Annotated in this window: 17 protein-coding genes; 10 read left to right on the top strand and 7 right to left on the bottom strand. The window is 60.2% G+C overall.

Translation table 11 applies throughout. The annotated features are described in order from the left end of the window. Positions 1–240 precede the first annotated feature (240 nt). The 6 genes from F2S13_RS09255 to F2S13_RS09230 all read left to right on the top strand — a co-directional run bounded on the left by F2S13_RS09255 (position 241) and on the right by F2S13_RS09230 (position 6,953). Complete coding sequence (locus F2S13_RS09255; protein WP_166360166.1) at positions 241–1,503, top strand: ABC transporter substrate-binding protein; 1,263 nt, start codon at positions 241–243, stop codon at positions 1,501–1,503. 123 nt (positions 1,504–1,626) lie between these two features. Further along, positions 1,627–2,535, top strand: coding sequence for a carbohydrate ABC transporter permease (locus F2S13_RS09250; protein WP_166360165.1), 909 nt, complete (start codon positions 1,627–1,629; stop codon positions 2,533–2,535). Beyond that, positions 2,528–3,373: a carbohydrate ABC transporter permease gene (locus F2S13_RS09245; protein ID WP_166360164.1), complete on the top strand. Its 846-nt coding sequence runs from the start codon at positions 2,528–2,530 to the stop codon at positions 3,371–3,373. Before F2S13_RS09250 ends, F2S13_RS09245 begins: the two co-directional genes overlap by 8 nt. 4 nt (positions 3,374–3,377) lie before the next feature. After that, complete coding sequence (locus tag F2S13_RS09240) at positions 3,378–4,538, top strand: ABC transporter ATP-binding protein (RefSeq protein ID WP_166360163.1); 1,161 nt, start codon at positions 3,378–3,380, stop codon at positions 4,536–4,538. A 46-nt stretch (positions 4,539–4,584) separates the two neighbouring features. Further along, the gene (locus F2S13_RS09235; protein WP_166360162.1) at positions 4,585–5,937 is read left to right on the top strand and encodes a carbohydrate porin; all 1,353 of its coding nucleotides are present in this window, start codon (positions 4,585–4,587) and stop codon (positions 5,935–5,937) included. A 161-nt stretch (positions 5,938–6,098) separates the two neighbouring features. Beyond that, positions 6,099–6,953 carry a D-hexose-6-phosphate mutarotase gene (locus F2S13_RS09230; RefSeq protein WP_166360161.1) on the top strand — a complete coding sequence of 285 codons (855 nt, stop codon included), beginning with the start codon at positions 6,099–6,101 and terminating at the stop codon, positions 6,951–6,953. On the opposite strand, the gene hexR is transcribed toward F2S13_RS09230, so the two are convergent. After that, positions 6,946–7,806 (bottom strand): DNA-binding transcriptional regulator HexR, encoded by an 861-nt coding sequence (gene hexR, locus F2S13_RS09225; RefSeq protein WP_343047376.1) that lies wholly within the window; start codon positions 7,804–7,806, stop codon positions 6,946–6,948. The two genes, F2S13_RS09230 and hexR, sit on opposite strands and share 8 nt — an antisense overlap. A 212-nt stretch (positions 7,807–8,018) precedes the next feature. Between hexR and zwf the strand changes: the two genes are divergently transcribed. The 3 genes from zwf to F2S13_RS09210 are packed head-to-tail and all read left to right on the top strand — an operon-like array spanning position 8,019 to position 10,871. Then, the gene (zwf, locus tag F2S13_RS09220; RefSeq protein ID WP_166360159.1) at positions 8,019–9,488 is read left to right on the top strand and encodes a glucose-6-phosphate dehydrogenase; all 1,470 of its coding nucleotides are present in this window, start codon (positions 8,019–8,021) and stop codon (positions 9,486–9,488) included. Continuing rightward, positions 9,475–10,188, top strand: coding sequence for a 6-phosphogluconolactonase (pgl, locus tag F2S13_RS09215; RefSeq protein ID WP_166360158.1), 714 nt, complete (start codon positions 9,475–9,477; stop codon positions 10,186–10,188). Before zwf ends, pgl begins: the two co-directional genes overlap by 14 nt. A gap of 17 nt (positions 10,189–10,205) precedes the next feature. Beyond that, the gene (locus F2S13_RS09210; RefSeq protein WP_166360157.1) at positions 10,206–10,871 is read left to right on the top strand and encodes a bifunctional 4-hydroxy-2-oxoglutarate aldolase/2-dehydro-3-deoxy-phosphogluconate aldolase; all 666 of its coding nucleotides are present in this window, start codon (positions 10,206–10,208) and stop codon (positions 10,869–10,871) included. Between the two features lie 183 nt (positions 10,872–11,054). On the opposite strand, the gene F2S13_RS09205 is transcribed toward F2S13_RS09210, so the two are convergent. Continuing rightward, on the bottom strand, positions 11,055–12,257 hold the full coding sequence (locus F2S13_RS09205) for an aminotransferase class V-fold PLP-dependent enzyme (RefSeq protein ID WP_166360156.1): 1,203 nt from the start codon (positions 12,255–12,257) through the stop codon (positions 11,055–11,057). Between the two features lie 18 nt (positions 12,258–12,275). Beyond that, positions 12,276–12,512 carry a DUF3820 family protein gene (locus tag F2S13_RS09200; protein ID WP_166360155.1) on the bottom strand — a complete coding sequence of 79 codons (237 nt, stop codon included), beginning with the start codon at positions 12,510–12,512 and terminating at the stop codon, positions 12,276–12,278. 205 nt (positions 12,513–12,717) lie between these two features. On the opposite strand from F2S13_RS09200, the gene F2S13_RS09195 reads away from it, so the two are divergent. Further along, on the top strand, positions 12,718–13,173 hold the full coding sequence (locus F2S13_RS09195) for a PA2169 family four-helix-bundle protein (protein ID WP_166360154.1): 456 nt from the start codon (positions 12,718–12,720) through the stop codon (positions 13,171–13,173). Between the two features lie 30 nt (positions 13,174–13,203). Here F2S13_RS09195 and F2S13_RS09190 read toward each other — a convergent pair whose 3' ends face one another. From F2S13_RS09190 to F2S13_RS09175, 4 genes are all read right to left on the bottom strand, one after another. Further along, positions 13,204–14,703, bottom strand: a complete 1,500-nt coding sequence (locus F2S13_RS09190; protein WP_166360153.1) for a sensor domain-containing diguanylate cyclase — start codon at positions 14,701–14,703, stop codon at positions 13,204–13,206. A 680-nt stretch (positions 14,704–15,383) separates the two neighbouring features. After that, on the bottom strand, positions 15,384–15,608 hold the full coding sequence (locus F2S13_RS09185; protein WP_166360152.1) for a hypothetical protein: 225 nt from the start codon (positions 15,606–15,608) through the stop codon (positions 15,384–15,386). Positions 15,609–15,720: 112 nt separating this feature from the next. Further along, positions 15,721–17,097, bottom strand: a complete 1,377-nt coding sequence (locus F2S13_RS09180; RefSeq protein WP_166360151.1) for a heavy metal sensor histidine kinase — start codon at positions 17,095–17,097, stop codon at positions 15,721–15,723. Further along, complete coding sequence (locus F2S13_RS09175; RefSeq protein ID WP_166360150.1) at positions 17,075–17,746, bottom strand: heavy metal response regulator transcription factor; 672 nt, start codon at positions 17,744–17,746, stop codon at positions 17,075–17,077. The genes F2S13_RS09180 and F2S13_RS09175 overlap by 23 nt, the downstream gene beginning before the upstream one ends. Between the last annotated feature and the right edge of the window lie 3 nt (positions 17,747–17,749).

The raw sequence follows: 17,749 nt of genomic DNA, 5'->3' as shown, positions 1-17,749 counted from the left end.
CGCTCTGCGTGGGAATGCTTCCCTAGACGCTCTGCGTCGCACGGTCTGGCGCAGGACGCGGAGCGTCTGTCGCTGCATTCCCACGCGGAGCGTGGGAACGAGTATGCGTCCCTTCAAATGTCACCAAGCAGTGACATTCCCACATCCCTTCGTTACGTCCGCATCCAAGGGTCATGGTTAGACTCGTATGCAACGCAAGCACCAGACTTGCACCGCATAACAACAAGAAAGGTTATTCAGATGAATGCGATCCATCGCCTCGCCGCTGTCATTTCCCTCGCCTCGTTGTTGCCTTTGAGCGCCCTTGCAGCAGATACCGGCACGGTCGAAGTCCTGCACTGGTGGACTTCGGGCGGTGAAGCCAAGGCGGTCGAAACCCTCAAGCAACAAGTCGAGAAAGACGGTTTCAACTGGAAAGACAACGCCGTGGCCGGTGGCGGCGGTGCGGCGGCCATGACTGTACTCAAGACCCGCGCCATTTCCGGCAATCCGCCTGCTGCGGCCCAGATCAAGGGCCCGGATATCCAGGAGTGGGGCGCGTTGGGGTTGCTGACCAACCTCGACGACGTCGCCACCGCGAACCAGTGGGACGCGCTGCTGCCGAAAAAAGTTGCCCAGATCATGAAATACGACGGCCATTACGTGGCCGTGCCGGTGAATATCCATCGGGTCAACTGGCTGTGGATCAACCCCGAGGTCTTCGCCAAGGCCGGGGCCAAGGTGCCAACTACTCTTGACGAACTGTTCGATGCTGCCGACAAGCTCAAGGCCGCGGGCTTCGTGCCTCTGGCCCACGGCGGCCAACCCTGGCAGGACAGCACCGTGTTCGAGGATCTGGCGCTGAGTATCCTCGGCCCGAAAGGATTCAAAGCCGCTTTTGTCGACCTCGATGAAGCGACCTTGACCGGCGACAAGATGGTCGAGGTCTTCAAAACCCTGCAGAAGCTCGGCACCTACATGGACGCCAATCGTGCCGGTCGCGACTGGAACATCGCCGCCGCCGAGGTCATCAATGGCAAGGCCGGCATGCAGGTCATGGGGGACTGGGCCAAGAGCGAATGGACAGCCGCCGGCAAGGTTGCCGGCAAGGATTACCAGTGCGTGCCATTCCCGGGCACCCAGGGCAGCTTCGCCTACAACATCGATTCGCTGGCGATGTTCAAGCTCAAGGAGCCGAACGACATCAAGGCCCAGAATGACCTGGCCAAGGTCGCGCTGGAGCCGCAGTTCCAGTCCGTGTTCAACCAGAACAAGGGTTCCCTGCCGGTGCGTCAGGACATGGACATGAGTCAGTTCGACGCCTGCACGCAAAAGTCGGCGGTGGACTTCAAGGAAGCCGAGCAGGGCGACGGCCTGCAACCGAGCATGGCCCACAACATGGCGACGACCCTGGCGGTGCAGGGGGCGATCTTTGATGTGGTGACCAATTTCCTCAATGACCCGAAAGCTGATCCGGCCAATGCGGTCAAGCAGCTGAATTCGGCGATCAAGTCGGCCAAGTAGGGCTTTCTGGCCTCATCGCGGGCAAGCCCGCTCCCACAGAAGACTGCAGTGAACCCCTGTGGGAGCGGGCTTGCCCGCGATGCGGCGCAACGCGCCGCCAACCCCCAAACAGAGAACTTTCCTATGAGCACAATGACCGCATTGGGCCGAGTCTCGCCCACAGAAAAGCTGCAACGCTGGCTACCGAAACTGGTACTGGCCCCCAGCATGTTGATCGTCCTGGTAGGCTTTTACGGCTACATCCTCTGGACCTTCCTGCTGTCCTTCACCAACTCCAGCTTCATGCCCAGCTATAAGTGGGTGGGCCTGGCGCAATACGCCCGGCTGATGGAGAACGACCGCTGGTGGGTCGCCAGCAAGAACCTCGCGGTGTTCGGTGGCCTGTTCATCGCCATCAGCCTGGTGATAGGCGTCGTACTGGCGGTGCTGCTCGACCAGCGCATCCGCCGCGAAGGTTTTATCCGCACGGTCTACCTGTACCCCATGGCGCTGTCGATGATCGTCACCGGCACCGCCTGGAAGTGGCTGCTCAACCCCGGCCTGGGCCTGGACAAGATGCTGCGCGACTGGGGCTGGGAAGGCTTTCGCCTGGACTGGCTGGTGGACCCGGACCGGGTCGTCTACTGCCTGGTGATTGCCGCCGTATGGCAGTCGTCCGGTTTCGTCATGGCCCTGTTCCTCTCGGGCTTGCGCGGCGTCGACCAGTCGATCATCCGCGCAGCGCAAGTCGATGGTGCGAGCCTGCCGACCATCTACCTGCGCATTGTCCTGCCAAGCCTGCGTCCGGTGTTCTTCAGTGCCCTGATGATCCTGGCGCACATAGCGATCAAGAGTTTCGACCTGGTCGCGGCGATGACCGCCGGTGGCCCGGGCTACGCCTCGGACCTGCCGGCGATGTTCATGTATTCGTTCACTTTCAGCCGCGGCCAGATGGGCATGGGCTCGGCCAGTGCGATGCTGATGCTGGGCGCGATCCTGTCGATCCTGGTGCCGTACCTGTACTCGGAGCTGCGGGGTAAGCGCCATGCATAATCAACTGGCCAAACCGACCCTCAACTTCAGCCGCATCGCCATCTACGCCACGCTGCTGCTGGCCTGCGCGGTGTACCTGATCCCGCTGATCGTGATGCTGCTGACCAGCTTCAAGTCGCCCGAGGACATCCGTACCGGCAACCTCCTGAGCTGGCCACAGGTGATCACCGGCATCGGCTGGATCAAGGCCTGGGACACGGTCGGCGGCTTCTTCTGGAACTCGGTGAAGATCACCCTGCCGGCCGTGTTCATTTCGACCCTGCTCGGCGCACTCAATGGCTACGTGCTGACCATGTGGCGCTTTCGCGGTTCGCAGCTGTTCTTCGGGCTGCTGCTGTTCGGCTGCTTCCTGCCGTTCCAGACCGTGCTGCTGCCGGCGTCCTTCACCCTCGGCAAGCTGGGCCTGGCCAGCACCACCACGGGGCTGGTGATCGTCCATATCGTCTATGGCCTGGCCTTCACCACGCTGTTTTTCCGCAACTACTTCATGAGCGTGCCCGATGCCCTGGTGCGGGCGGCGCGGCTCGACGGCGCCGGCTTTTTCACCATCTTCACGAGGATCCTGCTGCCCATGTCGGTCCCGATCATCATGGTCTGCCTGATCTGGCAGTTCACTCAGATCTGGAACGACTTTCTCTTCGGCGTGGTCTTCGCCAGCGGCGATGCCCAACCGATCACCGTGGCCCTGAACAACCTGGTCAACACCAGCACCGGGGTCAAGGAATACAACGTCGACATGGCGGCGGCGATGATCGCCGGTTTACCGACCCTGTTGGTCTATGTCCTGGCTGGCAAGTATTTCCTGCGTGGGCTCACCGCCGGCGCGGTCAAGGGGTAACAACATGGCAACGCTCCAATTGCGCAACGTCAACAAAACCTACGGCAGCGGCTTGCCGGACACCTTGAAGAACATCGAGCTGAAGATCGAGTCCGGGGAGTTCCTGATCCTCGTGGGTCCGTCCGGCTGCGGCAAGTCGACCTTGATGAACTGCATCGCCGGGCTGGAAAGCATCAGTGGCGGGGCGATCCTGGTCGATGAAGCCGACATCAGCGGCATGAGTCCCAAGGACCGTGACATCGCCATGGTCTTCCAGTCTTACGCGCTGTACCCGACCATGAGCGTGCGCGAGAACATCGCCTTCGGCTTGAAAATTCGCAAGATGGCGCCGGCAGCCATCGAGGAAGAGGTCGCCCGGGTGGCGAAACTGCTGCAGATCGAACACCTGCTCGGGCGCAAGCCGGGGCAGCTCTCCGGTGGCCAGCAACAGCGAGTGGCCATGGGCCGGGCGCTGGCGCGGCGGCCGAAGATCTACCTGTTCGACGAGCCGTTGTCCAACCTCGACGCCAAGTTGCGGGTGGAGATGCGCACCGAAATCAAACTGATGCACCAGCGCCTGAAGACGACCACTGTGTATGTGACCCACGACCAGATCGAGGCCATGACCCTGGGCGACAAGGTGGCGGTGATGAAGGATGGGCTGATCCAGCAGTTCGGCACGCCACAGCAGATCTACAACGACCCGGCCAACCTGTTCGTGGCCAGTTTCATCGGCTCGCCGCCCATGAACTTCATCCCCCTGCGCCTGCAGCGCCAGGAAGGGCGTCTGCACGCGCTGCTCGACAGCGGCCAGGCCCGCTGCGAACTGCCATTGGGCTTGAGCGAAGCGGGGCTGGAGGATCGCGAAGTGATCCTGGGCATGCGCCCGGAACAGATCGTCCTTGCCCCGGCCGAACCCAACGGCCTGCCGAGCATCCGTGCCGAGGTACAGGTCATCGAGCCCACCGGACCGGACACCCTGGTGTTCGTCACCCTCAACCAGACCAAGGTCTGCTGCCGCCTGGCACCGGACATCGCGCCGCAGGTGGGCGAGACCCTGAACCTGCAGTTCGATCCGGCCAGGGTATTGCTGTTCGATGCCAGCAGCGGCGAGCGCCTGGGGGTGGTTGGCGGTGCGCAGGCAGAGGTCCATGCCGGCAATGTTGCGCAGTTCAAGGGACGTTGAGATCGATTCACCGCGTTTTAATAAAAATAATATGAGGACGTAATGGATGAACAACAAAGCAGTCGCAAGCCGGTGTCTATCTCGATTGACCGCACTCGCGGCGCTGAGCCTCGTCGGCAGCGTACACGCCGCCGGGGCCTTCGACCCCGAGTCGAAATGGATGTCGGGCGACTGGGGCGGTGCCCGTACCGAGCTGCTCGACCAGGGCTATGACTTCTCCCTGGAGTATGTCGGCGAAGTGGCCGGCAACCTCCACGGTGGCTTCAACGACGACAAGACGGCCCGCTACAGCGACCAGTTCGCCCTCGGGGTGAAGCTGGACCTGGAAAAGATCCTCGGCTGGCACGATACCGAAGCCAGGCTGACCGTCACCGAGCGCAGCGGTCGCAACCTGTCCAACGACCGCATCAGCGACCCGCGCACCGGGCAGCTCAGCTCGGTGCAGGAAGTCTGGGGGCGGGGCCAGACCTGGCGCCTGACGCAGATGTGGATCAAGCAGAAGTACTTCGACGGGGCACTGGATGTAAAAATCGGCCAGATGGGCGAGGGCGAAGACTTCAACAGCTTCCCATGCGACTTCCAGAACCTGGCGTTCTGCGGCTCGCAGGTGGGCAACTGGGTCGGTGATGTCTGGTACAACTGGCCAGTGGCGCAGTGGGGCATGCGCGTGAAATACAAGCTCACGCCGGAGTTTTTCGCCCAGATCGGTGTGTATGAGCAGAACCCGTCGAACCTGGAAACCGGCAACGGCTTCAAACTCAGTGGCAGTGGCACCAAAGGCATGATCCTGCCGGTGGAGTTCGTCTGGTCGCCACAGGTCAATGCGCTGCCGGGTGAATACCGCGTCGGTTACTACTACAGCACCGCCAAGGCCGATGACGTTTTCGAAGGTGCCGACGGCCAGCCGCAGCCCCTGACCCCCGGTGGCGAGTTCCGCTCCCACAGCAGCAAGCACGGTTGGTGGGCGGTGGCACAACAACAAGTCACTTCACGTAACGGCGACGCCAGCCGCGGCCTGAGCCTGTTCGCCAACCTGACGGTGCACGACAAGGCCACCAACAAGGTTGATAACTACCAGCAGCTCGGCGTGGTCTACAAAGGCCCGTTCGATGCCCGGCCCAAGGATGATATCGGCTTCGGTGTTGCGCGCATCCACGTCAACGATGACGTCAAAAAGCGCGAGCAGCTGGTCAATGATCTCAATGGCATCAACGACTACGATAACCCGGCATTCCTGCCGGTTCAGGAGACCGAGTACAACGCCGAGCTGTATTACGGCGTGCATGTGACCAACTGGCTGACGGTGCGGCCGAACCTGCAATACGTGAAGCATCCGGGCGGTGTGGATCAGGTTGATGATGCGATTGTCGCGGGGTTGAAGATTCAATCGGTGTTCTGACGTATCCTATGGGCTGTTTTGCGACCGTTTCACGGTCGATCGCGGGCAAGCCCGCTCCCACAGGGATTCGAGTTGCACCATCGATCCTCTGTGGGAGCTGGCTTGCCAGCGATGACGTCAGATCTATCACCGCAAATCTATAAGAATTCCCAGGACCGCCCATGCACGAACACCCACTCCAGCGCTTCTTCAAATCGCTGCGAACCCGACCGACCTTCGAGTGGGAGCGCTACCAGCAGCGCGACGTGCTGATCATCGATCATCCACACTGCCAGGCGGTGTTCAGCCGCCAGGGCGCGCAGTTGTTGCACTTCCAGCCCCGTGGTCAGAAACCCTGGCTGTGGTGTGCCGCTCAGTGGCCGCAGGTCGGTGCGATTCGCGGTGGGGTGCCGGTGTGCTGGCCCTGGTATGGCCGCCATCCGAGCGAAGGCATGTGGCCGGCCCATGGCTGGGCGCGCCTGGTCGACTGGAAGTTGCTTGAAAGCCGTGAAGACGAGCAGGGTGTCAGCCTGCACTGGCGTTTGCAGCTGTGTGAATGGCAGGTCGACTTGCATGCGCAGCTGGGTGAAACCATGGAGTTGCGCCTGACGACCGAGCATCAGGACACCCAGCCTTGCCAGTTGAGTCATGCTCTGCTGGCCTACTGGCGTATTAGCAGCGTCGCTGAGATAGCGCTGTCTGGGCTAGAAAATGCGGAGGGGTATGACCAATTGAACCGCCGCGCCTGCCGGCAAGAGGGCGATTTGAGGGTCAGCGGTGGTTGCCAGCGCGTGTACCAGCACGCGGGCGCCTTACAGCTTCAGGATCGTGCCTGGCAACGGCAGTTGAGCATCGACACTGGCGACAGTCAGGACACCGTGGTCTGGCACCCGGGCAGTCGGCCGTTGATGGGCGTCAGCGGGATCGAGAGCCAGGGGTTCGTGTGTATCGAGGCGGCCAGTGGCAGCAGCGACAGCCTGAGCCTGGCGCCTGGCGAGCAGGCGCATTTGACGCTTCAGGCGCAGTTGTTCAATTGAGCTCGTCGTCGATCGGGTAGCGGCTGGCGTTGAGGCTTTCCTTGATCTTGCGCAGATGCGGCTGGAAGTCCACGCCACGGCGAAGGGTCATGCCGGTTGCCAGTACATCGAGTACGGTCAGCTGAATGATCCGCGAAGTCATCGGCATATAGATGTCGGTGTCTTCGGGCAGCGGAATATTCAGGCTGAGGCTGCTGGCCTTGGCCAGGGGCGAATCGGCAGCGGTCAGGCCGAGCACCGAGGCGCCGTTTTCACGGGCCAGGCGTGCCACTTCGACCAGTTCGCGGGTGCGTCCGGTGTAGGAAATGATCACGAACAGCTCACCGGTGTGGGCGACCGACGCCAGCATGCGCTGCATCAACACGTCGGCATGGGCCGATACGGCCAGGTTGAAGCGGAAGAACTTGTGCTGGGCATCGAGCGCCACCGGGGCCGAGGCACCGAGGCCGAAGAAATGGATCTGCCGGGCCTGGATCAGCATGTCCACGGCGCGGCTGATCAGGTTCGGGTCCAGCTGCTGGCACGCGCTGTCCAGCGAGGCGATGGCGCTGCCGAAGATCTTCTGGGTGTAGGCGCCGGGATCGTCGTCGGCCTCCACTGCGCGGCTGACGTAGGCCGCGCCGCTGGCCAGGCTTTGGGCCAGTTGCAGTTTGAGCTCGGGGTAGCCGCTGACGCCGAACGAGCGGCAGAAGCGATTGACGGTCGGCTCGCTGACCTTGGCTGCCTGGGCCAGGGCGGCGATGCTGAAACGGGTGGCTTGCTGAGGGTTGAGCAGGATGACTTCGGCGACTTTGCGCTCAGCCTTGTTCAGCTCTTCGAGGCGGCCCTGGATCTGCTCCAGGAGGTTTCGCACGCGGTCCATGTAATGTCCTTGGGTCGAGGATGCAGCCAGCGGCGGCGCCGGCATGGCTGATTTTCACGATGGCCTATCGTACTGATGGCATGGAGGGTTAACCACTTGAATCTGTATACAGGATCAAATGTTGTGTTTATTACTACATTTTCCCTTGAAAGCCGCCTTGAAAAAAGGTATTTCTAGCCTAACTTGATAAAAGAACAAACATCATGCCATCGATAACCGTCGAACCCTGCACCTTTGCCCTGTTTGGCGCCTTGGGCGATCTGGCGCTGCGCAAGCTCTTCCCGGCGCTGTATCAGCTCGACCGTGCCGACCTGCTGCATGCCGATACGCGCATCCTGGCGCTGGCGCGTGAGCCGGGCGATACGCAGCAACATCTGGCGGCTATTACGGAGCATTTGCGCGAGTTCGTTCCGGCGGCAGAAATCGAAGAGGTGCCGTTGCGGCGCTTTCTCGACCGCCTGAGTTATCTGCATGTGGACTTTCTCGAACCTGCTGACTATGTCGCGCTGGCCGAGTACGTCGGTACTGCCGAACAATTGATCGCCTACTTCGCCACCCCTGCAGCGGTGTATGGCGCAATCTGCGAGAACCTGGCCAGGGTCGGCCTGGCCGACCGCACCCGTGCGGTCCTGGAAAAGCCGATTGGCCATGACCTGGCCTCTTCTCGCCGAGTCAACGATGCCGTGGCGCAGTTTTTTCCGGAGAACCGTGTCTATCGGATCGACCATTACCTGGGCAAGGAAACGGTACAGAACCTGATTGCCCTGCGCTTTGCCAACAGCCTGTTTGAAACCCAGTGGAACCAGAACTCCATCTCTCACGTGGAAATCACGGTGGCTGAAAAAGTCGGCATCGAGGGTCGCTGGGGTTATTTCGATCAGGCCGGGCAATTGCGTGACATGATTCAGAATCACCTGTTGCAGCTGCTGTGCCTGATTGCCATGGACCCGCCGAGCGACCTGTCCGCCGACAGCATTCGCGATGAGAAGGTCAAGGTACTCAAGGCGCTGGCGCCGATCAGCGGTGAGGGCCTTACCACCCAGGTGGTGCGTGGCCAATACATCGCCGGTTACAGCGAGGGACGTGCGGTGCCGGGTTACCTGGAGGAAGAAAACTCCAATACCCAGAGCGATACCGAGACCTTCGTGGCGCTGCGCGCCGACATTCGCAACTGGCGGTGGGCCGGGGTTCCGTTCTACCTGCGTACCGGCAAGCGCATGCCGCAGAAGCTGTCGCAGATCGTCATTCATTTCAAGGAACCGCCGCACTACATCTTCGCTCCCGAGCAGCGTTTGCAGATCAGCAATAAACTGATCATTCGCCTGCAACCGGATGAAGGTATCTCATTGCGGGTGATGACCAAGGAACAGGGCCTGGACAAGGGCATGCAACTGCGCAGCGGCCCATTGCAGCTGAACTTTTCCGACACCTATCGCAGTGCGCGGATTCCCGATGCCTACGAGCGGTTGTTGCTGGAAGTGATGCGAGGCAATCAGAACCTGTTTGTGCGCAAAGATGAAATCGAATATGCGTGGAAGTGGTGCGACCAGTTGATCGCCGGCTGGAAAAAGTCCGGTGATGCGCCCAAGCCGTATGCGGCAGGGTCCTGGGGGCCGATGAGCTCGATTGCACTGATAACCCGCGACGGGAGGTCATGGTATGGCGATATCTGAACTGAAACTGCCGGCAGGCGTGCGGGCACATGATTTCGTGAGCCCATCGCTGCTGGCCGAAGCCCTGGCCGGCAAGGTGGCCGAGCAATTGCGCACAGCGATCGAGCAGCGCGGCGTGGCGACCCTGGTAGTGTCCGGCGGGCGCAGCCCGGTGATGTTCTTTCAATGCCTGTCACGTCAGTCGCTGGATTGGTCGAAGGTGGTGATCAGCCTTGCCGACGAGCGTTGGGTGCCGGTCGAACATGTCGACAGCAATGCCGGTCTGTTGCAGCGCTACCTGTTGGTGGGGGACGTGGCCAAGGCGCGCTTCATTGGCCTGTACCGTTCGACAGCCACCCTTCAAGAGGCTGCGAACGAGGCCGACCAGGCCTTGGCCGAGCTGCCGCCCATCGATGTGCTGGTGTTGGGTATGGGGGATGACGGGCACACAGCTTCTCTGTTCCCCTATAGCCCGAACCTGGCCGAGGCGTTGCAGGCAGAAGGTACGCGACGCTGCCTGCCCATGCGTGCGCCGACGGTGCCGCACCAGCGTCTGAGCATGAGTCGGGCCCTGCTGGCCTCGGCACGCTTCCCGATCCTGGCCGTCGCCGGCCAGGGCAAATTGACTACCCTGCGTGACGCACTGGCGGGCGATGACATCGCCCAGATGCCGATCCGCGCATTTCTTCATTCTTCTTTAGAGATTTACTGGTGCCCATGAGCCAAGGATCAGCCGCTATGACGACGCTCGAGAAACAAAACCGCATGGCGGACAAGATCGCCCAAATCGATGCTATTTGTGCGAACGCAAAGATTCTTCCGGTCATTACCATTGCCCGTGAAGAAGACATTCTGCCGCTGGCCGATGCGCTGGCTGCCGGTGGCCTGAAAACCCTGGAGATCACCTTGCGCAGCGAGCATGGCCTCAAGGCCATTCGCCTGCTGCGCGAGCAGCGCCCGGAGCTGTGCGTCGGTGCCGGTACCGTGCTGGATCGAAAGATGCTCGCTGCAGTCGAAGCGGCCGGTGCCCAGTTCATCGTGACCCCGGGTTGCACCCAGGACATCCTTGAAGCCGGCGTGGACAGCCCGCTGCCGATGCTGCCAGGGATCAGCAGTGCTTCGGAAATCATGATGGGTTATGCCCTGGGTTACCGCCGCTTCAAGCTGTTCCCGGCGGAAATCAGCGGCGGCGTGGCGGCGATCAAGGCGTTTGCAGGTCCGTTTGGTGAAGTGCGTTTCTGTCCTACCGGCGGGGTTAATCCCGGCAACCTGAAAAGCTACATCGCCCAGCCAAATGTAATGTGCGTGGGGGGTACCTGGATGTTCGAGAGTGCGTGGGTCAAGAACCGCGATTGGGCACGTATCCAGGAATGCAGTGCCGAGGCGTTGGCGCTGTTCGACTGATTTGTTGTAGTGCTTTACGGCTTTTGGGTGCGCTTGGTCGGCGCACCTTTTTTTTGGTCTTGAGAATTTGAAGGGCCTGCGGCCCTTATCGCGGGCAAGCCCGCTCCCACAGGATTGATGTGTGCCATATCACCTCTGTGGGAGCGGGCTTGCCCGCGATCGACCGCGCAGCGGTCGCCGGATCTATCGACTCAACTCCGCCAAAGCCCCCACCAACACCCTCACTTCCTCAAGCGTCGTGGTAAACCCCGGCGTAACCCGAATGCACGGCCCGCACGCCGAGCCAGCGCGAACCACAGTGAACAGGTTGTACTCATCCAGCAACCGTTGAGCCATCGCCTGCTGGTCCGCATGCCGGGTAAAGCGAAACGAGGTGATCGCACTGTACAGCCGCGGATCGTCAGGAGTGAGCACTTCGATCCCGTCCAGTTCCTGCACCTGGCTTACCCACAGATCGCGCAAGTACTTCAGTCGCGCACCTTTGACAGTCGAGCCGCCCATGGCCTGGTGTTCGGCAAAGACGGTGGGCAGAGTCAGCCAGGCTGGAATGTTTGGGGTGCCATAGGGTGTGCGGGACTGGATGCTGTGTGGCAGGTAGTCGAGAGCGGCCATGTCCGGGTCGATCGCTTGCAAGCGGTCTTGCTGAATATAAATCACCCCCAGGCTCAGCGGCGCCCCCATCCACTTCTGCAGGTTATAACCGGCAAACGCCACGCCCAGCTCATCCAGACGAAAATCCAGTTGCCCCAGGGCGTGGGCGCCGTCGAGCACGACATCCACCCCCGCTGCCCGAGCCTTGGCTGCAATGGCCTGCACCGGCATGACCAACCCGGTACGGTGAGTGACATGGGTCAGCACCATCAATTTCAAGCGGGGATAGCGAAGCAGGGCGCTTTCATAGCTCTGCAACAGGCTGTCATGGCTTGCCGGATGCGGATGGCTGATCTCGATCACCTCCACACCGCGATTGCGGGCCAGCCAGCGCATGGCGTTCTGGATGCTGTCGTACTCAAGGTCGCTGATCAGTACCTGATCGCCTGGTTTGAAGGCGTTGTAGTTGCGGATCAACGATTGCAGCGCGGCCGATGCGCTCTGGGTCAGTGCGACGGTTTCAGGCGCAACCTGCACCAGTTCGGCAAGGGCTGCATGAATGCGCAGGTTATCCTGCTGCTCGAATTGCTGGCGAACGTGCAGCGAATTGCTGCGATTGATAAAAGCGATGTTCTGTTGGTACTGCTCGGCAACCGTACGGGTCATGCGCCCGAAGTAACCGTACTCGAAATTGATCGGGCCGGGTTCCACCTCATAGTCGGCGGCAATCCGTTGCCAGTAGCCTTCATCTCGGGCCAGGGTATTTGCATCGTGCAAGGCAGGGCAGGTGGACATCGTCGGGCTCGCTTGAAGTCAGTGGCGGGGAGCGGGGCGTGAATGTTTGGCGCGCAGCGGTTCGAGCAAGTCTGAAAGGCCGTTGTGGTCGATCTCATGCATCAGTGCCAGCAGACCACCCAGCTCCCCTTTGGGAAAGCCCTCGCGGGCAAACCAGTTCAGGTACGGGCCGGGCAGGTCGGCGATGATCCGGCCCTTGTATTTGCCGAACGGCATCTCACGGGTGATCAGCAGTTCCAGTTTTTCCGGGTTCATGGGGGGAAGGTTACCTGAGTGCGTGGATGGCTCGAAAATACATGCATTCTGCATGCAGGCCAAATGACAGTTCATGCAGAAAGCGCGAATACAGATTTTTGTGTTGTTTGTAAGTTTATGATTTAAAAAGATATTTTTATAAAAATAAGCTGGCATGAAGACTGCTCTTTTAAGAGTAACCCGCTCAACCAGAAGGAACAGAAAAATGATCGATGCCAATAAAGAAGCAGTATCTGTGCTCAACGATCTGATCGAGGTCAGCAAGGATGGCGAGGAAGGTTTCCGTACCTGTGCCGAGGACATCAAGAACCCCGAACTCAAGTCGTTATTCATCAAACGCTCACAGGAATGTTCGACTGCTGCGGCGGAACTGCAGGCTGAAGTGCGCACGCTCGGTGGCGACCCCGAGACGAGCACCAGTGTCAGCGGTGACATGCATCGGCGCTGGGTCGACCTCAAGTCGTTGTTGACCGGCAAGGACGAAGAAGCAGTGCTCAACGAGGCCGAGCGCGGTGAGGATCATGCCCTGAAAGCCTATCGAAGTGCGCTGGAGAAAGTCCTGCCGGCCAATGTGAAAGCAACCATCGAGCGCCAGTACCATGGCGTGCAGCGCAATCACGATCAGGTCAAGGCCCTTCGCAACATCGCTCAGGCCCGCTGAACATAGCGCGCAGTCAGGGGTGCAATCGGGTCAATCGCCGTATCTGACCTGATTGCGCCCATTGTGCTTGGCCTGGTAAAGCGCGGCATCTGCTGCGCAGAGCAGCGCCTCGAGCATCTTGTCGGCATCGGCCCATTGCGAGCTGACCCCGACGCTGACGGTGATCGGTTGCGTGTCACTGCCAAAAGGCGGCTGCGCTTCGATACTCGAGCGAATGGTCTCGGCGATCATCAGTGCGCCCCTGGAATCAGTCTCCGGCAGCACCACGACAAACTCTTCGCCGCCGTAGCGCGCCGCCAGGTCGCCGGGGCGACGAATGCATTGCTCGATGACTTGCGCCACATTGCGCAGGGCTTCGTCGCCACCCTGGTGGCCATGGCGCTCATTGAAGGCCTTGAAGTGGTCCACATCGACCATGAGCACCGACAGCGGGCGGGTGCCGCGTTGCGCTCGCGCCCATTCGAGTTCCAGGGTCTGATCCAGGCAGCGACGATTGGCCAGGCCTGTCAGGCTGTCGGTGGCAGCCAGAGTGGCCAGGTCCTGTTCGGCGCGATGGCGCAGCCGCAGTTCGCGCCCAAGCAGAACGGTCAGCCAGAGGATACCGATGCAGAGCAGGCCAGTGGCAACGCCAATCATGACCACCGTGCGCTTCCAGGAGGCATACACCTCTGCGGTGGGCTGGGCGACGATGACGATCAACGGCAAATCGCCGACACGGGAAAACGTATAAAGCCGTTCCTGTCGGGTGCGGGTTGAGAGGCTGGTGAAACTGCCCTGTTTCGCCTCCAGGATGCGCTTGAAATTCTCGCTCTCGCTGAAGTCATGGCCGATCATCGAGTCGCCCGGCAATGCGGGTTGCCGCGCCAGCAGATGGCCGCTGGTGTTCATCAGGTTGACGGAACTGTCCTTGCCGATGTCCAGGCTTTTGAACAGGTCATTGAAATAATCCAGGCGCAAGGCGCCGGAAGCCACACCTAGAAATGAGCCCTCAGGCGCGGATATGCGTCGACTGAAGGTGATGCTCCACTCCTGGTTGGTCAGAGGATTCTTGAAGGGCGGGCTGATCACCAGACCCAGGTCTGGATTTTCACGAAGCGCCTGAAAAATCTTCCTGTCGGCGAAATTGGCGGAGCGGGCGGTAACGCTGGTGGAGTCGGCGACGATATCGCCGTATTTGTCCAGCCACAGAATGTCGCCGCGAAAGGGGGCTGTGATGGCCGGGTTGAACAATACCTGCTGGCGTAACTCAGGCGGGATGGTCAGCAGGTCGGGGCGCTGCGAGATGGCAATGATGCCCTGTAGCGACTGGTCATAGAGTTCGACATTGCGCAGCACATCAGTGTCGATCAGTTGCACGATATTGGCCGCCGACCGTGAGGCAGCGTGTTCGGCGCTGGTACGCTCGCGAATCAACAGGAACGCGACAATCGCAACGATGGCAATCACGGCCAGACAGCTGCCCAGATTCAGGATCAGCTCCGGATGCGCGATCTTTCTTGATTGCCGCTGGGTTGAGTTGCGCGCTTTCATTGCTTTGATCGTGATAAGGAGGCAAGTGGATCGGTCGTGAACAGACTTGGGGGCAAATGAATGTGACGGCTATGCATTTGGTTATTCGCCCCTGTCCCAAGCAACAATTCCTGAGCAAGATCGATCAGTCAATGGCCTGATATACGGTATGGCAATGCGAGGGGGCGGTATTCTAGGGGCGGGTGGATAGCGGAACAAGCACTGAATCCGACGTACGCATACTGCACGGCGAACACTTCGCATGAGGGAAGTTGACCGTTTGCCAAAGCTGTCGAGATTTTTTCAATTCGGATAATGACTTATGAAAAAGGCCCGACAGGGCAGCAGGTTTTTTTGATCAAACGCTTGTTAGAAAATGTTGAAAAAGCAATCAACAACAATGCGTTTTTTGTCCAGGTTGCTGTCCGTCGTCACTGTCACGATGGCTGGTAGGTCATCATTACAGTCAGTGCAATTAACCGAGGTGTGAGAGGCGTTTTGTTTTCATCGTTATCGGTGCCTTATCAAGCGAGCTCAAGGACGTAGTTGTTATTGCGAAGCAGTATTTCTCCTTTAAAAGAAACATCATTGTTTGCACTTTTAACGGGTTAAAAAAAAGCCGCTGACAGCAGCGGCTTTTAAAACGACCGATCAGGCGACGGGTGCCAGATCGACGTCGAGGGAAACTTCGGTTGCGCGGATCAGCTGTCTTTCGAGGTCTCCTCTGAGTCCTGGATGGCTGATGTTTGCTGGGGCTGCACGCGTTCCTGATCTTGCGCGGTCAGCTCCTGGTTAGCCTGTTCGAAGGCGGCCTGGCGAGCGGCGTTGTGCGCCACGAACGCGCGCGACTCTTCGGCCATGGCAAGTGGAGACAACAACAACGAAGACAGAACAAAAGCGCTGGCAATACCCATACTGTTGGACATTTGAAAAGACCTTCTTGCAGAGCAAGTGCTATTAGGTGCGACTAAGTTAATAGTATTGCCGCGGTCGAAAAAGAGTGATTCAGGATAAGAACTGTTACCTGTTGGGTAATAGTCATGTGGGAAGATTGATGCCGAACGTGTTGCTGCCAGATTGGCTGCGCACGAACACCGTGCCGCCATGCATGAGCGCGATAGCCTTGACGATGGCCAGGCCCAGGCCGTGATTGCCACCGCTGTTGGTGCGCGAAGCGTCGACCCGATAGAAGCGCTCGAAGAGCATCGGCAAGTGTTCCTGGTCGATCGTGGGGCCAGGATTGGTCACCGCAAGGCTGACCTTCTCGGCGTCGGCCTGGATGCTGACATCGATCACCTGGCCAGGTTCGGTATGTTGTACGGCATTGTTGAGCAGGTTGATCAGCGCTCGGCGCAGGTGCGCCTTTTCGATCCGCACGTTGGCATCGCCATGGACTTCGACGCGAATCTGCGCGTCTTCCAGAATGAAATCCAGGTAGTCCAGGGTGGTCGCGACTTCTTCGGCCAGCGATGTGGAGGTCAGGGCGGTGGCCTTGCTGCCCTGGTCGGCACTGGCCAGAAAGAGCATATCGTTGATGATGCTGCGCAGGCGTTCGAGTTCTTCGAGGTTCGATTGCAGCACTTCGAAGTAGTGCTCGGCCGACCGGCCACGGGTCAGTGCAACCTGGGTCTGGCCGATCAGGTTGGTCAGCGGCGAGCGCAGTTCATGGGCCACGTCAGCGTTGAAAGCTTCGAGGCGCGAATAGGCCAGGTCGACCCGTTCCAGCGTTGAATTGAAAGCAGTGACGAACTGGCTGAGCTCCGGCGGCAGCGGCGACAGTTGAAGGCGTCCGGACAGCCGCGGCGGCGCGAGTTTTTGTGCCGCTTCAGACAGTGTGACCAGCGGCTTGAGACCGATGCGCGCGACCCAATAACCCAATGCCGAGGCCAGCACGACACCCAGGGCGGCGAGGCTGATCAGGGCAACCAGCAAGGTGTGCTGGGTGTGACCGAAGGTTTCGGTATCGATGCCGATCAAAAACGTCAGGGGTGGTCGTGGGGCAAGCGCCGGCAGGCGGCTGACGAGCACTTTGAGTGGATAGGGCTGCCCCGCCAGGTGCAGGTCGCGCATGCCTTCGGGCCCTTGGGAGAACTTGCGGATGGCCTCATCCGGCTGGCCGTATTCATAACCCGGATTGCCACTGACGACCCAGAAGCGGATGCGCTTGTCTTCCTGGCTCAGCAGGTTGAGCTTGGCGTTGATCTTGGCCCAGTGCTCCGCCGTGCCGTAGCGGGTGAGGGCCGACTCCAGCACGCTGTAGCGCGCCTCGAGCTCGGCCTCGGGCAGCAGGCCCAGGCGCTTGTCGACCTGCTGGTAGAGCGCAGCGCCGATCAGCACGAACACCAGCAGCGCGACCAGGGTGAACAGGGCGCTCAGACGCAGGGCAATGGAGTCAGTTCCGGTTTTCCAGGACATAGCCCATGCCTCGGATGGTATGCAGCAGCTTGGCCTCGAAGGGACCATCGAGCTTGGCCCGCAGGCGTTTGATCGCGACTTCGACGACGTTTGCATCGCTGTCGAAATTGATATCCCAGACCAGTTCGGCGATGGCGGTCTTGGAGAGAATTTCGCCCTGACGCCGGGCCAGCACACTGAGCAGGGAGAACTCCTTGGCGGTCAGTTCCAGGCGCTGTCCGCCACGGCTGGCCTTGCGGCTGATCAGGTCGATCCACAGGTCGGCGATGCTGATCTGCACGGGTTCATGGCCACCACTGCGGCGGGTCAAGGCTTGCAGGCGGGCGACCAGTTCGAGGAAGGAGAATGGCTTGCCCAGGTAATCGTCGGCTCCCTCGCGCAGGCCATGGATACGGTCTTCGACTCGCTCGCGCGCAGTAAGCATGATCACCGGGGTCTGCTTTTTGGCGCGCAAGCCACGCAACACGCCGTAGCCATCCAGGCCGGGCAGCATGACGTCGAGCACGATCACCTCGTAATCGCCCTCCAGGGCCAGGTGCAGGCCTTCGATACCGTCGCGGGCCACATCCACGGTGAAGCCTTGTTCAGTCAGGCCGCGGTGCAGGTAATCGGCGGTTTTCTCTTCGTCTTCGATAATCAGGACACGCATGAT

The sequence above is a fragment of the Pseudomonas akapageensis genome, assembly GCF_011355085.1.
In the GTDB taxonomy this organism is placed as follows: domain Bacteria; phylum Pseudomonadota; class Gammaproteobacteria; order Pseudomonadales; family Pseudomonadaceae; genus Aquipseudomonas; species Aquipseudomonas akapageensis.
The sequence above is the reverse complement of the archived record's forward strand: the minus strand, read 5'-3'. Positions and strand labels throughout refer to the sequence as shown.